12 protein-coding genes and 1 pseudogene are annotated in these 14,746 nt (G+C 74.3%); 4 read left to right on the top strand and 9 right to left on the bottom strand.

Annotation, left to right across the window (positions count from 1 at the left end):
- Positions 1–107 (bottom strand): annotated as a pseudogene (locus ACFCY7_RS20830) (ABC transporter); the annotation flags it as partial.
- Positions 108–136: 29 nt separating this feature from the next.
- Positions 137–802 carry a DUF4097 family beta strand repeat-containing protein gene (locus ACFCY7_RS20825; RefSeq protein ID WP_376487189.1) on the bottom strand — a complete coding sequence of 222 codons (666 nt, stop codon included), beginning with the start codon at positions 800–802 and terminating at the stop codon, positions 137–139.
- Positions 803–1,055: 253 nt separating this feature from the next.
- Between ACFCY7_RS20825 and ACFCY7_RS20820 the strand changes: the two genes are divergently transcribed.
- Positions 1,056–1,808 (top strand): helix-turn-helix domain-containing protein, encoded by a 753-nt coding sequence (locus tag ACFCY7_RS20820; RefSeq protein WP_376487186.1) that lies wholly within the window; start codon positions 1,056–1,058, stop codon positions 1,806–1,808.
- Positions 1,809–1,838: 30 nt separating this feature from the next.
- On the opposite strand, the gene ACFCY7_RS20815 is transcribed toward ACFCY7_RS20820, so the two are convergent.
- Positions 1,839–2,891 carry a saccharopine dehydrogenase family protein gene (locus tag ACFCY7_RS20815; RefSeq protein WP_376487183.1) on the bottom strand — a complete coding sequence of 351 codons (1,053 nt, stop codon included), beginning with the start codon at positions 2,889–2,891 and terminating at the stop codon, positions 1,839–1,841.
- Between the two features lie 171 nt (positions 2,892–3,062).
- A complete protein-coding gene (locus ACFCY7_RS20810) occupies positions 3,063–5,015 on the bottom strand; it encodes a HelD family protein (RefSeq protein ID WP_376487191.1) in 1,953 nt (650 codons plus the stop codon).
- Positions 5,016–5,457: 442 nt separating this feature from the next.
- On the opposite strand from ACFCY7_RS20810, the gene ACFCY7_RS20805 reads away from it, so the two are divergent.
- The gene (locus ACFCY7_RS20805) at positions 5,458–5,640 is read left to right on the top strand and encodes a hypothetical protein (protein WP_376487180.1); all 183 of its coding nucleotides are present in this window, start codon (positions 5,458–5,460) and stop codon (positions 5,638–5,640) included.
- A 44-nt stretch (positions 5,641–5,684) separates the two neighbouring features.
- Here ACFCY7_RS20805 and ACFCY7_RS20800 read toward each other — a convergent pair whose 3' ends face one another.
- A complete protein-coding gene (locus ACFCY7_RS20800; protein ID WP_376487178.1) occupies positions 5,685–7,325 on the bottom strand; it encodes a DNA repair helicase XPB in 1,641 nt (546 codons plus the stop codon).
- Between the two features lie 369 nt (positions 7,326–7,694).
- On the opposite strand from ACFCY7_RS20800, the gene ACFCY7_RS20795 reads away from it, so the two are divergent.
- Positions 7,695–7,892, top strand: a complete 198-nt coding sequence (locus tag ACFCY7_RS20795) for a hypothetical protein (protein WP_376487176.1) — start codon at positions 7,695–7,697, stop codon at positions 7,890–7,892.
- Between the two features lie 12 nt (positions 7,893–7,904).
- Here the strand turns inward: ACFCY7_RS20795 and ACFCY7_RS20790 are convergent, their stop codons facing one another.
- Positions 7,905–10,502, bottom strand: a complete 2,598-nt coding sequence (locus ACFCY7_RS20790) for a helicase-associated domain-containing protein (RefSeq protein WP_376487174.1) — start codon at positions 10,500–10,502, stop codon at positions 7,905–7,907.
- A gap of 95 nt (positions 10,503–10,597) precedes the next feature.
- Here ACFCY7_RS20790 and ACFCY7_RS20785 point away from each other — a divergent pair, with 95 nt between their 5' ends.
- The gene (locus ACFCY7_RS20785) at positions 10,598–11,626 is read left to right on the top strand and encodes a hypothetical protein (RefSeq protein WP_376487171.1); all 1,029 of its coding nucleotides are present in this window, start codon (positions 10,598–10,600) and stop codon (positions 11,624–11,626) included.
- A 180-nt stretch (positions 11,627–11,806) separates the two neighbouring features.
- Here ACFCY7_RS20785 and ACFCY7_RS20780 read toward each other — a convergent pair whose 3' ends face one another.
- Genes ACFCY7_RS20780 through ACFCY7_RS20770 form a run of 3 tightly spaced genes read right to left on the bottom strand, consistent with a single transcriptional unit; the run spans position 11,807 to position 14,729 of the window.
- Entirely contained in the window at positions 11,807–12,634 is an 828-nt protein-coding gene (locus ACFCY7_RS20780; RefSeq protein ID WP_376487170.1) for an ABC transporter ATP-binding protein, read from the bottom strand.
- Entirely contained in the window at positions 12,631–13,728 is a 1,098-nt protein-coding gene (locus tag ACFCY7_RS20775; RefSeq protein ID WP_376487168.1) for a FecCD family ABC transporter permease, read from the bottom strand. Before ACFCY7_RS20775 ends, ACFCY7_RS20780 begins: the two co-directional genes overlap by 4 nt.
- On the bottom strand, positions 13,725–14,729 hold the full coding sequence (locus ACFCY7_RS20770) for a FecCD family ABC transporter permease (RefSeq protein ID WP_376487167.1): 1,005 nt from the start codon (positions 14,727–14,729) through the stop codon (positions 13,725–13,727). The genes ACFCY7_RS20775 and ACFCY7_RS20770 overlap by 4 nt, the downstream gene beginning before the upstream one ends.
- Positions 14,730–14,746 lie beyond the last annotated feature (17 nt).

The following is a 14,746-nucleotide window of genomic DNA, read 5'->3' as shown; positions in this document are numbered from 1 at the left end:
AGGGCGAAGACGGTGCCTTCGGGGACGTTCAGGTCGATGCCGTCGAGGACGGTCTTGTCGCCGTAGGACTTGCGCAGCCCGTGTGCGGAGATGGCCGGGTCGGTCATGTCAGGTGCTCCTTCGGGGTGTGGGCGGGTCAGTTGCTGCGGGCGGTGATGTCGCCGTAGGAGGTGGTGGCGTTGATGGTGAGGTCGGTGGTGCCGTTGTTCCGGAGGGCGTTGGTGACGCGGCCGTAGGCGGTGCCGGCGTCGAGGGCGGCGGAGGCGCCGCGGGCGGCGCCGACGGTGATGTCGCCGTGGTCGGTGCGCAGGGTGACGGTGCCGCGGTGGGCTTCGGCGACGCGCAGGGCGCCCTTCCGGGTGGTGATCTCGGCGGGGCCGCCGAGGCGGCCGACGGTGATGTCCCCGGCCTGGAGGGCGAGGTGGGCGCTCGCGGTCTCGTCGAGCTTGACGGTGGCCTGGGCGGCTTCGAAGGTGACGTCGCCGAGGCGTCCGACGCCGCGGAGTTCGGCGAGGGCGGCCTTGGCCTGGACGCGGGAGCCGGCGGGCAGCTGGACGGTGATCTCGACGGAGCCGGAGTCGCCGAAGAGCTGCTTCTTGGGGGCGGGGGCCTCGATGCGCAGGACGCCGTCGGTGTAGTCGACCTCGATCTGCTCGGCGGCCTTGACGTCGCGGCTCTTGGCGGCGTTGGCGGGGAGGATCTCGACGGTGGTGTCGGTGCGGTCGGCGGCGATGAGGCGGATGGTGCCGGCGGGGATGTCGAGGACGGTGGAGACGGCGGCGGGGGTGGCGAACTTCTGCATGGTCTTTCTCCTTCTCAGTGGCGGGCTCTTCGTCGTCCCGCTCTTTCCGGCAAGGGAAAAGCTACGTTGCGTTCGAGGTTGCAGCAACAACCTCGTTGCGTAGGAACATGGAAACAGCAGGTCAGGGCAGCAAATTCATTGCAATGGTTCTGAATGTAATGCAACAGCAATCACCTCATCCATTGCAATGAATTGACGGTGAACGCTATGCTGAAGGCGCCAGGAAGCACGAAGCACCACAAAGGAGACCGCGATGCCGGGAGGCCGCCTCACCCAGCCCGAGCGCCAGCAGATCGCAGTCGGTCTGGCCGACGGCCTGGCCTACGCGGAGATCGCCCGCCGCCTCGACCGGCCGACCTCGACGATCACGCGCGAGGTGATGCGGAACGGCGGCCCCACCGCCTACCGCGCCGAGCTGGCCCACCGCGCCACCGAGCGCCGCGCCCAGCGCCGCAAGCAGACCGCGCCCCGGAGCGGGGAGGCGCTCCCGCAGGCCCACGGGCGCGATCCCGAGGCGATGCGCGCGTACGAGGAGACGTTCACGGCCGTCCTCGCGGGCTCGGGCATGCCGACGATGATGTCCCGGGTGATGGCCTGCCTCACCCTCACGGACACGGGCAGCCTCACCGCGTCCGAACTCGTCGAGCGCCTCCAGGTCAGCCCGGCGTCCATCTCCAAGGCCATCACCTTCCTGGAGAGCCAGGGCTTCGTGCGCAGGGAGCGCGACGACCGCCGCCGCGACCGCTACGTCGTCGACGACGACATCTGGTACCAGTCGATGATCGCCAGCGCCAGGTCGACCGCCCAGATCGTCGAGATCGCCCGGCAGGGCGTCGGCGTCCTCGGCTCCGACACCCCCGCCGCCGTCCGCCTGGAGAACGTCGCCCGCTTCCTCGACTTCGTCTCCGAGAGCATCCTGCGCGCCGCCGAGCAGGCCCGCGAGGTCCTCTTCGCCAAGCCCGAAAGGACCCCGGACGCCACCGGCGACGAGCCGGAGGCGTCCTGAGGTCCCGATGCGGTCGTACGGGCGGGCCGGTCAGGCGGGGAGCTCGCACGTGAGGTGCGGGGCCAGGTCGCGGAGGAAGGCCGGCGCGTCGAAGGCCGCGCCGGCGGAGGCGACGCCGGTCGTCGCCGTCCGCCCCGTGAGCACGTGGCGGAGGGCTTCCACGGCGAGCGGCGCGCTGACGGCGTAGATGTCCCGGCCGCTCGCGACGGCCCGCCGTTCCTCGCCGCCCGAGCGCACGACGACGTCGACGAGGAAGGTCTGCGCGGACCGCCCGCGCTCGTCGACCGCGGTCGGCGCGGGCGTGTCCGGGGACGCCAGCTCGCGGGCCGCCTCGACGGTCATGTACGTGCGGACCTCGGGGACGGCGAGGTGGCTGGGGACGGTGACGACGTCCGCCATGGTGAACTCCCCGATCACCGGACGGGTCCCCATCGGCTCGGGGAAGCCCCAGTCCAGGGTCGGTGCGGCGTCGTCGCGGTACTCGATGCGCCCGTTCGCGAACACCACCCGCCGGCCGTCCCGCCGCTCGCGGGAGACGGTGCCCGCGGCGAGCGTCCCCGCGGTCGGGTGCCAGCCGCTCAGCCCGTACGCGACGTGCACCTCGTCGGCCGCCTCCCAGTCGCCCATCGCGGCCGTGACCAGCAGGTCTCCGAGGCCCCCGAAGAAGGCCATCGCGGGGATCACCACGGTGCCCGCGGCCTTCGCGCGGTCCGCGAAGTGCGCGAACGTGTCGAGGTTGGCCTCGATCTCGGCGGCCACGTCGACGTACGGGATCCCGGCCCGCAGCGCCGCCTCGATCACCGGCGCGGCCGTCGCCGCGAACGGTCCCGCGCAGTTGACCACGGCGTCCGCACCGTCCAGTGCGCGGTCGAGCGCCGCCGGGTCGTCGACCGACGCCGGGCGGACGTCGAGCCCCCCGTGCTCCGCCGCGAGCCCCTCGTACTCCGCCGCGAGCGCCCCGAGGCGGGCCGCGTCCCGCCCCGACAGCACCGGCGTGAACCCCTGGCGCAGCAGCTCCGCCACCACGAACCGCCCGGTGTGCCCGTACGCGCCGAACACCGTCACCGTGTGCCCCGAAGTCATCGTTCTCTCCCGCCGTCCTCGCTAGTTCAACTGTGAACAAGCTTGGCGCGGTACGACGGTCCGCACGAGGTCCGGAAGTGACACACCCCGCACACTTCCGGACACGCCCTCAAGGCCGCGCCGGACGGTTGCCCACCCCGATGTCGGCGTGGCGCAGGGCCCCGACCTGGGTCACAGGGAACCCAACTGAGCCGGAATGGGCGCCGAGTGAAGGATCGTCAGGCCGGACACGGCGCGGGTGAGGGCCACGTAGAGGCGGCGGAGTCCGGTGCGCTCGTCCGGTTCGCCGTCGACGACGGCGGCGGGCTCGTCGAGGACCACGTAGTCGTACTCGAGACCCTTGGCGAGGGAGGCCGGGACCAGGGTCAGGCGGGAGTCGGCGGTGGTCTCCTCGCCGGGGGAGAGGTGGGGGAGTCCGGCCGCGGCCAGGGCCTCCGCGAGCGGGGCGATCCGGGCGTCGGCGGCGATCAGGCCGATGGAGCCCTCGTGGGCCAGGGACTCGACGCAGGCCGCGACGACGTCCGCGTCCAGGTCGTCCGTGGGGCGGACGGCCAGCGAACCCGGGTTCTCGCGGACCGACTCGACCGCCGCGAGCCCCGGCGACATGTGCGGAAGGAGCCGGGAGGCGTACGCGATCACCTCGCGCGGCACGCGGAAACCGGCGGTCAGCTCCTCCACCACCGCCTCCGGCTTCCCGAGGTGTCCGAGCGCCTGCGCCCAACTCTCCGTCGCCCAGGGCGTCGTGCCCTGCGCGAGGTCGCCGAGGACCGTCGCCGAACCGGTCGTGCAGCGGCGGCCCACCGCCCGGTACTGCATGGGGGAGAGGTCCTGTGCCTCGTCGAGGACCACGTGGCCGAGCGAATGCGTCCGCTCGATCAGGTCCTTGGCCTCGTCGACGAGGACGGCGTCCGCCGCCGACCACTTCGCCGTCTTCACGCTGCGGGCCGGCTTCGCCCAGAGCAGCAGCTTCTGCTCGTCCTCCGTGAGCAGCCCCTCGGCGTGCTCCGCGAGGAACTCCGGGTCGCTCAGGAGGCGCAGCACCAGCTTCGCGGGCTCCACCGCGGGCCAGCACTCCTTCACGACGGCCTTCACCGCGGGGTTCCGCGCGACCGCGTTCTGCACGCGGTCGTCGGGCGCCTCGCCGGCCTGCTCCATCCGCACCAGGACCGCGTGCGCGACGCGCTGCGGCAGCGCGTCGCGGGCGGCGCCGTACCGGATGTCGCGGTCGATCAACTCCTGGACGATCTCCTCCAGTTCGTACGCGGGCACCCGCCAGCGGCGCGAGCCGCGCACCACCATGAGGGACTCCTTGGGCAGCGCGATGTGCGAACGGACCGCGCGCCGCAGCACCTCCGCCATCCGGGCGTCGCCCTTGACGACCGCCGTCGCCGCCTCGTCCGTGCCCCGCACCTCGACGTGCGCGACGAGGTCGTCGACCGTCGCCTGCTGGACCTCCAGCTCGCCCAGGGCGGGGAGGACCTGCTCGATGTAGTGGAGGAAGGACCGGTTCGGTCCGATCACCAGGGTGCCGGTGCGGGCCAGCCGCTCGCGGTGCGCGTACAGCAGGTACGCGACACGGTGCAGGCCCACGGCGGTCTTGCCGGTGCCGGGGCCTCCCTGCACGCAGACCGACCCGGACAGGTCGGAGCGGACGATCTCGTCCTGCTCGGGCTGGATCGTCGCCACGATGTCCCGCATGGGACCCACGCGCGGCCGCTCGATCTCCGCCTGGAGCAGCCGGCTCGTGGTCTCCAGCTCGGCCGGGTCGGACAGGTGCTCGTCCTCGTACGCGGTGAGCTCGCCGCCCGTGTAGCCGAAGCGGCGCCGCAGTCCGACGTCCTGCGGGTCCTTCTTCGACGCCCGGTAGAACGGCTGCGACACCGGGGCGCGCCAGTCGATCACCATCGGGTCCCCGTCGGCGTCGTGCACGTGCCGCCGGCCGATGTAGAAGCGCTGCCCCTCCTGCGTGGTGTGCAGGTAGTCGAGCCGCCCGAAGAACAGCGGCGTGCCGGAGAGGTCGGCGAGCGCCTTGATCCGGTCCTCGATCTGCCGCCCGAGCACCAGCGAGTTGACCCAGTTCGCCGTGACGTCCTTGATGTCGAGCGCCTCGACGTCCTCGCGCATCGCGCGCAGCGCGGCGCGGGACGAGGCCAGATGGGCGCGTTCCCGCGAGAGCGGGTCGGATGCGGAAACGGACACGGTGAAGCCTCCGGGCAGGTGGATACGCGGACACGACGAGGTGGCCGCCGGTTTCCGACCGGACGGCGGCGCTCCACGAACGGGAGGCGGGGAAGCCGGCAAGTGTAACTCCGGGTGGGCGACCCGGCGAATCACTTTCGCCCCGGGGAGGCCCCGGGGAGATGGCTTCAGGGAGGCCGCTGGGAGGCCCCGGGCAGGCACCGGGCAGGCCCCGGCGAGGCACCGGGCAGGCACCGGGCAGGCCCTCGGCCAGGCCACCGGGCAGGCACCGGGCGAGGCCCCTAGGGGCCGGGGTCCGACTCACGACGGACCCCGGTTCCACCCCCAGGCCGATGTGTTCGGAATGTCCGGATTCCATGATGGAGACATGACCGCGACGACCTTCACCCTCGTGACCACCGTCCCCCGACCCCACCGCCTCGCCACCGCCCTGCGGGCGATACGCGCCTTCGGCGGCGCGGCGGCCGCGGTCACCCTCCTCGGTGACCACGGCCCGGCCGAGGCCGGCGTCAGGAACCCGCGCCCGGTGTACGCCCCGGCCCGGGACTGAGCCGCCCGGCCGGCGAGACGCCCCCCTGCCCCCGTTGCACGCCCCTACGGCGCCAGCAGCTCGTCCGCGTCCATGATCCGGTACGCGTACCCCTGCTCCGCGAGGAACCGCTGCCGGTGCGCCGCGAAGTCCTGGTCGATGGTGTCGCGGGCGACCACCGAGTAGAAGTGCGCCTGGTGGCCGTCGGCCTTCGGGCGGAGCACGCGGCCGAGGCGCTGCGCCTCCTCCTGGCGGGAGCCGAAGGTGCCCGAGACCTGGATGGCGACCGTCGCCTCGGGGAGGTCGATGGAGAAGTTCGCGACCTTCGACACCACGAGGACGTTGATCTCGCCGTTGCGGAACGCGTCGAAGAGCTTCTCCCGCTGCGCGTTCGACGTCTCGCCCTTGATGACCGGCGCGTTCAGGTGCTCGCCGAGCTCGTCGAGCTGGTCGATGTACTGGCCGATGACGAGGATCTGCTGCCCGGCGAACTTCTTCACCAGGGCCTCCGCGACCTTCCGCTTCGTCGCCGTCGTCGCGCAGAAGCGGTACTTCTCCTCCGCCTCGGCCGTCGCGTACGCGAGCCGCTCGGAGTCGGTCAGGTTCACCCGGACCTCGACGCAGTCGGCGGGCGCGATGTAGCCCTGCGCCTCGATCTCCTTCCACGGCGCGTCGAACCGCTTCGGCCCGATCAGCGAGAACACGTCGGACTCCCGCCCGTCCTCACGGACCAGCGTCGCGGTCAGACCGAGCCGCCGGCGGGCCTGGAGGTCCGCCGTGAACTTGAAGACCGGCGCCGGCAGCAGGTGCACCTCGTCGTAGACGATCAGACCCCAGTCGCGGGAGTCGAACAGCTCCAGGTGCGGGTAGATGCCCTTCCGCTTGGTCGTGAGCACCTGGTACGTGGCGATCGTGACCGGCCGGATCTCCTTCCGCGTACCGCTGTACTCGCCGATCTCGTCCTCGGTCAGCGACGTCCGCTTCACCAGCTCGTGCTTCCACTGCCGGGCGGAGACGGTGTTCGTCACCAGGATCAGCGTCGTCGCCTTGGCCTGCGCCATCGCACCGGCGCCGACCAGCGTCTTGCCCGCGCCGCAGGGCAGCACGACCACGCCGGAGCCGCCGTGCCAGAAGCCGTCGACGGCCTGCTTCTGGTACGGGCGCAGGCTCCAGCCGTCCTCGGCCAGGTCGATCCGGTGCGCCTCGCCGTCGACGTACCCGGCGAGGTCCTCGGCCGGCCAGCCCAGCTTCAGGAGCGTCTGCTTGATCTGCCCCCGCTCGGACGGGTGCACGGCGACGGTGTCCGCGTCGATCCGCTCCCCGACCAGCGGCTGCACCTTCCTCGACCGGAGGATCTCCTCCAGGACGGGCCGGTCCGTGCTGGTCAGCACCAGCCCGTGCGTCGGGTGCTTGGACAGCGTCAGCCGCCCGTACCGCGCCATCGTCTCGGCGATGTCGACGAGCAGCGCGTGCGGCACGGGATACCGCGAGTACTCGACGAGCGCGTCCACCACCTGCTCGGCGTCGTGCCCCGCCGCCCGCGCGTTCCACAGCCCCAGCGGCGTCACCCGGTACGTGTGGATGTGCTCCGGCGCCCGCTCCAGCTCCGCGAACGGCGCGATGGCCCGCCGGCACGCCTCGGCGAGCTCATGGTCGACCTCCAGCAGCAGCGTCTTGTCGCTCTGGACGATGAGTGGCCCATTCACGTGCGATCAGGTCCTTCCCGGGCCGCTCCCACGACGGCCAATCCTCCAGTCTGCCCGATCCCCGCCCCACACGGGATCCCCGAGCGGCCGTCCGGCGATGCCCCCCGGATCCAGGGCGGCGCAACGCTCACCGAAGACGGCGCGTCCGGGCCCGACATGAGTACCCGGCACATGTCGGATGAGTATGCGAGCGGATGGACAGGGGCGGTCGGGGGCGGTCGGATGGAAGGCATGCCAGAGACCGCCGGGAGTGGGAGGCGGTCCGTTTCTCCGCCCGATTTCGACCCCGCAGCACACGACCCGAACTGGTGGGCGGGAGTGCTGACGGGGACCTTGGGCGGGCCGTTGCTCGTGGTGCTGACCGGGAGCATGGTGAATCTGCTGGCCGCGCGTCCGGTGGTGATCGCGGGGAGTCTGCTGATGCCGGTCGCGGTGGCGGCTCCCAGCTGGTTCATCGCGCGGACGAGGGGGCGGCGGCGGGTGCGGAGGGTGGTCGCGGGGCTGGCCTGTGCGGTGGGGCTCGCGTATCCGGCGCTGGTGCGCGCGGCCGAGCTGGTGCGGCGCTGAGCGGGGGCGGGGTCAGACCTGGTCGTCCGCCAGTTCCGCCACGCCCGTGATGCGGTGCAGCGGATACGTGCGGACCTCGTCGGCCGTGTGGTCGTAGCCGGTGACGAAGCCGCCCTCGACGCGGACGGGCGCGATGACGCGCTGGCTGGCGGCCCCGTCGGCGTTCACGTAGCCGATCCAGACGGCGGAGCCGGTCATCGCGGCGGCCTGCACGGTGGCGAGGGTCTCGGCGGCGGAAGTACGGGGGAGGGTGCCGGCGGCCGTCGCCGCCGCGGGCTCCTTGCGCACCGCCGTCGCCGCCCGGTCGCCGGCGCGGATCGCCTTCACGGCCGCGCCGAGGAGGGTGGTGTCGGGCGCGGGCGGGCCGTCGGGCACCGGCACCGGGGCCGTACGGGCGCCGGTGCGGTAGGCGTCCGCGCGGGTGATGAGGACGTCGCCGTCGGCGGACTCGGCGGCCGGGGCGTACCCCATCGAACGCAGCCCGGCGAGCAGTGAGGCCGGGTCGGCCTGGGCCGCGAGCACCGTCGGGGCGAGGCGGCGCAGGCCCAGGGCCGCGGAACGCCGGTCGGCCAGGATCTCGCCGAGGACCGTGTCGTCGTCGCAGCGCAGGTACGCCGACGCGGCCCCGACCTTCAGGTGGCCGTGCCGCCGCGCCACGTCGTCGATCAGGTACGCGAGCGGCTGCGGCACCGGCGTACGGGAGTGCGCGGCGAGGAAAGAGTGCAGGTCGGACGCGGTCTGCCCGGAATCGAGCGCCCGCCGCACGGAGCCGGGCGTGAACCGGTAGACCGTGGCGCCACCCTTCGACTCCACGTCCGCGAGGACCGACAGCGCGTCGGCGAGCGGACGCCGCAGCGGGCCCGGCGCGACGGCCGTCAGGTCGGCCTGCAGCAGGACGTCGTCGACGGCCTCCGGCAGCAGCGGCGCGAGCAGGGTCGCCGCCCGCGCGGCGGCCACCGCAAGCTCGACCCCGCCGCCGTGGTCGGCGAGCGACGCGGCCTCCGCGAGCGGCAGGTTCAGCAGCGCCCGGGCGGGCGCCGACAGGGCGCCGCGGCCGGTCAGCCCGAGGAGCTCGGCCTCGGCGAGCGTCCAGCGCGCGAGCCGCGACCGCAGATCGGCGGGCGCCTGCGGGCCCGGCCCGCCGTCCGCCGTGTCGTGCGCGCCGGCCGCCGGGCGCGGCGGGCCGACGGCGGCGGCCGGGGCCGACGGGCCCCCGCCCCGCAGCGGACGCTCCCAGCGGAGCCGGGCGAACAGCGACTCGGCGTCGGCGGCGGAGCCCGGCGGGAGCGTCGCGAGGAGTTCGAGGACCCGGTGCCTGACCTCGGGCGCGGCCGCGCGGTCCAGGTCGGGGCCGAGGGCGGCGAGGGTCCGGCCCTTGGCGTCCTGGTCGCCGATCAGGCCGGGCGTGCGGGTCGCGGTGAGCCAGGGCGCGACGAGCCGCGCCCAGCGCTCGGCGGGCGGCAGGTCGAGCCAGTCGTCGTAGGCGGGCGTCGGCGCGTACCGCTCGTCGGCCTCGCCGTCCGAGGCGAGCAGCCCCGCGCCGAAGCCGAGCTCCAGCCAGAACGCGGTGGTCTCCTCCGTGACGTCCAGGGCCGCCGCGGTCCGCTTGAGGTCCCGCACGGCGAGCCCGCCCGCGCGCAGCACCTGCGGGCCGCCCTGGTCCCAGGACTTCAGCAGCTCCTCGACGGTCGCGAGCGCCGCGTGCGCCTGCCCGGCGGCGGCGCTGTCCACCACCTGTGGACGGTACTCGCGCAGCACCACCGGCTGCGGCGCCAGCGGCTCCGGCGCCCGGTGCGCCCGCCCGCCCCGCAGGTGCAGCGCCACCTCGCGCGGCAGCACCATCGTCCGCGGCGACACCGGGAGCAGCAGCCCCCGGTCGCGCAGCCAGCGGACCGGCGGCGCCGGGTTCGCCGTCACCTCGCCGTACGGCGGACCCCACACCAGCCGGTCGAGCACCGTCAGCGCCTCCGGAGCCGCCGTGTCCAGCAGCTCGCCCATCCGCGCCCGGTCGGTGAACAGCGCCGTGAGGGCCGCCACCGCCGACACCGGATCGTGCGTCGAGATCAGCCCGGCCGCCGCGATGATCTCCTGCACCCGCCCCGGCGACATCCCGGCCGTCGCCTCCGCGACCGTGGGCCCGAGCCCCGTCGGCGACGGATGCTGCGCCGACGGCGCGAGCAGCTCCCGCGCCGTCCGCACCAGCCGCAGCCGGTCGTCCTCGCCCCACACCAGCGCCTGCTCGCGCAGCAGCGCCACCGCACCCGGCAGCGCCGCCTCGATCTCCGCGTCGCCCTCGTCGCCGGTGAGCAGCCCCAGCAGCACGGGGTACGGGGCCGGGTCCGGAGCCACCGCGAGCGCTTCGGCCGTCTGGAGGGCGAACCGGTCGAGCCGCTCCAGGGCCCGCACCACCGAGCCGCGCGTCCCGGCCCGCGTCGCCAGCTGCGTCAGGTCGTTCGGGACCGGGTTCAGCAGGTCCGGCCGGGCACGCAGCAGCGCGGCCAAGCCGTCGTCGCCCCGCGCCCGCAGCGCCTCCGCGAGCGTGCGCGGTGCCCCGCCGGTGCCAGTTGCCTCGGCCACGTGCGCCTCCCGGTCGAGCTCACCGATCCCCATCCGCCCCACGTTAGCCCCAATCCGTACGCCTGAGCCCGCAGCGCAGGCGCTAACGTCGGCCCCGTACCGGGCGAACCGGCCGTGGAGGGGGCACCGTGGGCATCGAGAGCGACCAGCTGGTCTACGACTATCTGAGCCGGGTCGGCGACCTGGCCCAGCAGCAGCACCTCCCCGCGAGCGACCGCATGCGGCTCGTCTCCGGCCTCCGCGACGAGATCGACCGCCGCCGCGCCACCCACGGCGAGGAGAGCCCCGCCGCCGTCCGCGCCCTCCTCGGCTCCCTCGGCACCCCCGACGAGGTCGTCGACCGCGCCGGCTCCCCGACCGCCCGCCCTGCCGATCGCCCGGTCCCCAGGCCCCGCCCGGCGGACGACGAGGAAACGGGCGCGGACCGTACCGACGACGGCCGGCGGGAAGGGGGAGCCCGAGGCACCGCCCCCGGCACCCGCCCCACCCCCACCCCCCGCCCCGGCACCGGCCCCGGCCCCGGCCCCGGCAGGGCGAAGAAGGACTGGTGGCAGAAGGAAGCCTCTGCCGCCACCGACGACGACGAACCGCCGGTCTTCGCCGGCGGGATCGAGCGACCGGACCTCTTCGCGCCGCCCCGGGAGCACGAGGAGGAGACCGACCAGGCGGCCGGGGAGCCCGCTCCGGAAAAGCGCCGCCGCCTCGCCCGCATCCTCCGACTCCGCAAGGGCACCGCGCCCGGCCCCGCCGCCGAGGAGGAGCCGGACACCGGGGAGGAGCCGGCCACCGGGGACGGGACGGCCGCACGACCCCGTATCCGCCTCGGTAACCCGTTCGTCCTGCTCGCCGCGCTGCTCCTGCTCGGCGGGGCGCTCTTCGGCTCCCTCCTCGCGCTCGCCGCCGGCTGGCTCCTCGCCTACGCCTCCCGCCGCCTGACGCCCACCGAAGCCAAGACCGCCGTCCTGGTCATCCCCGGCCTCGCCGCCACCACCGGCGCCGTCTGGCTCTGGGGCCGCATCGGCGGCCGCTGGGGCGCCCCCGTGGCCCAAGGCGGCGAAGCACTCGGCGCCGCGATCTCCGAAACCTGGCCCTGGACCCTCAAAAGCGCCGCAGTCGCCTCCGCGCTGTTCCTCCTCTGGCGCTCCCGCCGACACTGACGCCCGGGATCCCGGGCCGCGGACAGCGGCCCGGGGCGCCCGGCGAATCTCCGGGCCTCTGGCTCCGGCCTCCGGGCCTCTGGCTCCGGCCCCGGCCCCGGCCCCGGCCCCCGAGCCTGGCCCGGGCCCCACCGACCCCACCGACCCCACCGGCCCCATGGGCCGCTCTGTCCCCCAGCCCTACACGACGGCGGCGGCGGCGTCCTCCCCCCGCTCGTCCGCATGCCACGGCGTCCCCGGGACCACCAGGGGTGAGCCCGTCACCGGGTCGGGGACGACGACGGATTCCAGGCCGAAGACGTCACGGACGAGGTCGGCCGTGACGATCTGCTCGGGTGGGCCCTCGGCGACGACTCGGCCGGCCTTCATGGCGATGAGGTGGTCGGCGTAGCGGGCGGCTTGGTTGAGGTCGTGGAGGACGAGGACGATCGTGCGGCCGCGGAGGCGGTTGAGGCGGCGGACCAGGTCGAGGACTTCGACCTGGTGGGAGATGTCGAGGTAGGTGGTGGGCTCGTCGAGGAGGAGGAGGTCGGTCTCCTGGGCGAGGGCCATGGCGATCCACACGCGCTGGCGCTGGCCGCCGGACAGTTCGTCGACGGACCGGTCGGCGAGGGCGGTGACGTCCGTACGGGCCATGGCGTCCACGACGGCCCGCTCGTCCTCCTCGGACCACTGCTTCCACCAGGCCTGGTGGGGCTGCCGGCCGCGGGAGACGAGGTCGGCGACGGTGATCGCCTCGGGGGCGACCGGCGTCTGCGGCAGCAGGCCGATGGAGCGGGCGATGCGCTTGGTGGGGAGTTTCGCCAGCTCCTCGCCGTCGAGGAGGACCGCGCCGCCCGCCGGTTTGAGGAGTCGGCCGAGCGCCCGCAGGGTGGTCGACTTGCCGCAGGCGTTGGGGCCGACGATCACGGTCACCCGGCCGTCGGGGATCGCCAGGTCGAGCGCGTCGACGACGGTCCGGTCCTCGTAGGCGAGCGTCAGCCCGCGCGCGGTCAGCCTGCTGCTCACGCGTTACCTCCTGCGGTACGGCTCCGGACGATGAGCCAGATCAGATACGGGGCGCCGACCGCCGCCGTGAGGACGCCCACGGGCAGTTCGACGGGGGAGAACAGCCGCCGGCCGAGCAGGTCGGCGACGACCACGACCACCGCGCCCGTGAGCGCGGAGCAGAGCAGCGGGATCTGCGCCGTCCGCGTCATGCGGCGGGCGATCTGCGGGGCGAGCAGGGCCACGAAGTCGACCGGCCCGGCGACGCCCGTCGCCACCGACGCGAGGACGACGCCGACGGCCACGAGCCCGAGCCGGACGCGTCCGAGCCGTACGCCGAGCGCGGTCGCCGTGGAGTCGTCCAGGGACACGGTCCGCTGCGCGCGGGCCGCCCACAGCACGGCGGGCAGCATCAGGAGCAGCGTCCAGCGGATCGGGGCGGACTCGTCCCAGCCGCGTCCGTTGAGGGAGCCCGTCATCCAGATCTGGGCCTGCTGGGCGACGAGGTAGTCGCCCTTGGTCATGAAGAGGGTGATCAGGGACCGCAGCGCGATGGCGAAGCCGATGCCGATGAGGACGAACCGGGTCGCGTGCAGTCCGCCGCGCCAGGCGAACACGTACACGAGCGCGGCGGCGAGGACACCGCCCGCGATCGACAGGTACGGCAGGACGGCGTACGAGGTGAGGCCGAAGGTCATCGCGGCGACCGTGACGGCCCCCGCGCCCTGGCTGATGCCGATGATGTCGGGGCTGGCGAGCGGATTGCGCGCCACGGTCTGGATGAGGGCCCCCGCGATCCCGAAGGCCGCGCCGACGGCGAGGGCGACGACCAGCCGCGGCTCGCGCAGCTCCTCCACCACGAACGCGGACGGCGACGCCTGCCCGAGGAGGATCCGTACGACCTCCGAGGGGTCGACGAACCGCTCGCCGACGCAGAGGTACGCCACCGAGGCCGCCGCGAGCAGCACCAGCAGGCCCGCGGCGACGGCCGCCGAGCGCCGGTGGACGAGGAACGAGCCCTTCCCGGCGCGCACCAGCGCGTACCCGGCGGGACGGACACCGGCGCGGGTCCCGGAGCGGGCGCCGGAAGAGGCCGTGGAGGCGGGCGCGGTCATGCCGGCACCGCCTTCCGGCGGACCAGGGTCACCAGGAAGGGCACACCGATCAGGGCCGTCATCACGCCGGCGGGGATCTCTCCGGGAGGGAACACGATCCGGCCGACGACGTCGGCCACGAGCAGCATCACCGGGCCGATGAGCGCGGCCATCGGCAGCACCCAGCGGTGGTCGGAGCCGACCACGGCCCGCGCGATGTGCGGGACGGCGAGGCCGACGAAGGCGACGGGCCCGGCGGCGGCCACGGCGGCGCCGGTGAGGACGGTCGCGCCGAGCCCGCCGACGATCCGGACGGTCGCGACCCGCTGCCCGAGGCCCTTGGCGACGTCCTCGCCGAGCGCCAGCGCGTCGAGGCCGCGCGCCACGGACAGCACGAGGACCGCGCCGAGGAGCAGGAAGGGCCAGACGCGGGCCGTGATCTCGGCGTCGCGGCCGTCGAGGGAGCCGATCTGCCAGAACCGGAACTCGTCGAGCGCCGACGCCCGGGTGGTGAGGACACCGGTGGTCACGGACAGCAGCAGCGCGTTGATCGCGGCCCCGCCGAGCGCCAGCTTCACCGGCGTCGCGCCGCCGCGCCCGCCGGACGCGATGGCGTAGACGGCCACGGAGGCGAGCGCGGCGCCGGCGAACGCGAACCACACGTACCCGCCGATCCCGTGCACGCCGAAGAAGGCGATGGCGAGCACCACGGCCACCGACGAGCCCTGGCTGATGCCGAGGATGCCGGGGTCGGCGATCGGATTGCGGGTGATGCCCTGGAGGGCGGTGCCGGCGAGCGCGAGCGCCGCGCCGACCATCAGGCCGATGACGGTACGGGGCACCCGGAGCTGTCGTACGACCTCGGCGTCGGGGCTCGTCCCGCCGTGCAGCAGGGCGTCGAACACGGTCGAGGGGGCGATGGCGCGGGCCCCGACGGTGAGGCTGAGGAGCACGGCGACGAGCAGGGCGACGACGGCCGCCGAGGTCGCGAGGACCCGTCTGGAGGGGAATGCGGCGGACATGGGGGACCCATCGGGGG

Source organism: Streptomyces sp. NPDC056361, assembly GCF_042262805.1.
GTDB lineage: Bacteria > Actinomycetota > Actinomycetes > Streptomycetales > Streptomycetaceae > Streptomyces.
This window is presented reverse-complemented; position numbering and strand designations above follow the sequence as displayed.

Coding starts and splice junctions, on each gene's coding strand:
- ACFCY7_RS20810 (WP_376487191.1), bottom strand. CDS start 5,015: ATGCGCGAGGACGTCGAGGCGCTCGACATCAAGGACGTCACGGCGAAC.
- ACFCY7_RS20815 (WP_376487183.1), bottom strand. CDS start 2,891: ATGACTTCGGGGCACACGGTGACGGTGTTCGGCGCGTACGGGCACACC.
- ACFCY7_RS20770 (WP_376487167.1), bottom strand. CDS start 14,729: ATGTCCGCCGCATTCCCCTCCAGACGGGTCCTCGCGACCTCGGCGGCC.
- ACFCY7_RS20805 (WP_376487180.1), top strand. CDS start 5,458: ATGACCGCGACGACCTTCACCCTCGTGACCACCGTCCCCCGACCCCAC.
- ACFCY7_RS20820 (WP_376487186.1), top strand. CDS start 1,056: ATGCCGGGAGGCCGCCTCACCCAGCCCGAGCGCCAGCAGATCGCAGTC.
- ACFCY7_RS20790 (WP_376487174.1), bottom strand. CDS start 10,502: ATGGGGATCGGTGAGCTCGACCGGGAGGCGCACGTGGCCGAGGCAACT.
- ACFCY7_RS20795 (WP_376487176.1), top strand. CDS start 7,695: ATGGTGAATCTGCTGGCCGCGCGTCCGGTGGTGATCGCGGGGAGTCTG.
- ACFCY7_RS20825 (WP_376487189.1), bottom strand. CDS start 802: ATGCAGAAGTTCGCCACCCCCGCCGCCGTCTCCACCGTCCTCGACATC.
- ACFCY7_RS20775 (WP_376487168.1), bottom strand. CDS start 13,728: ATGACCGCGCCCGCCTCCACGGCCTCTTCCGGCGCCCGCTCCGGGACC.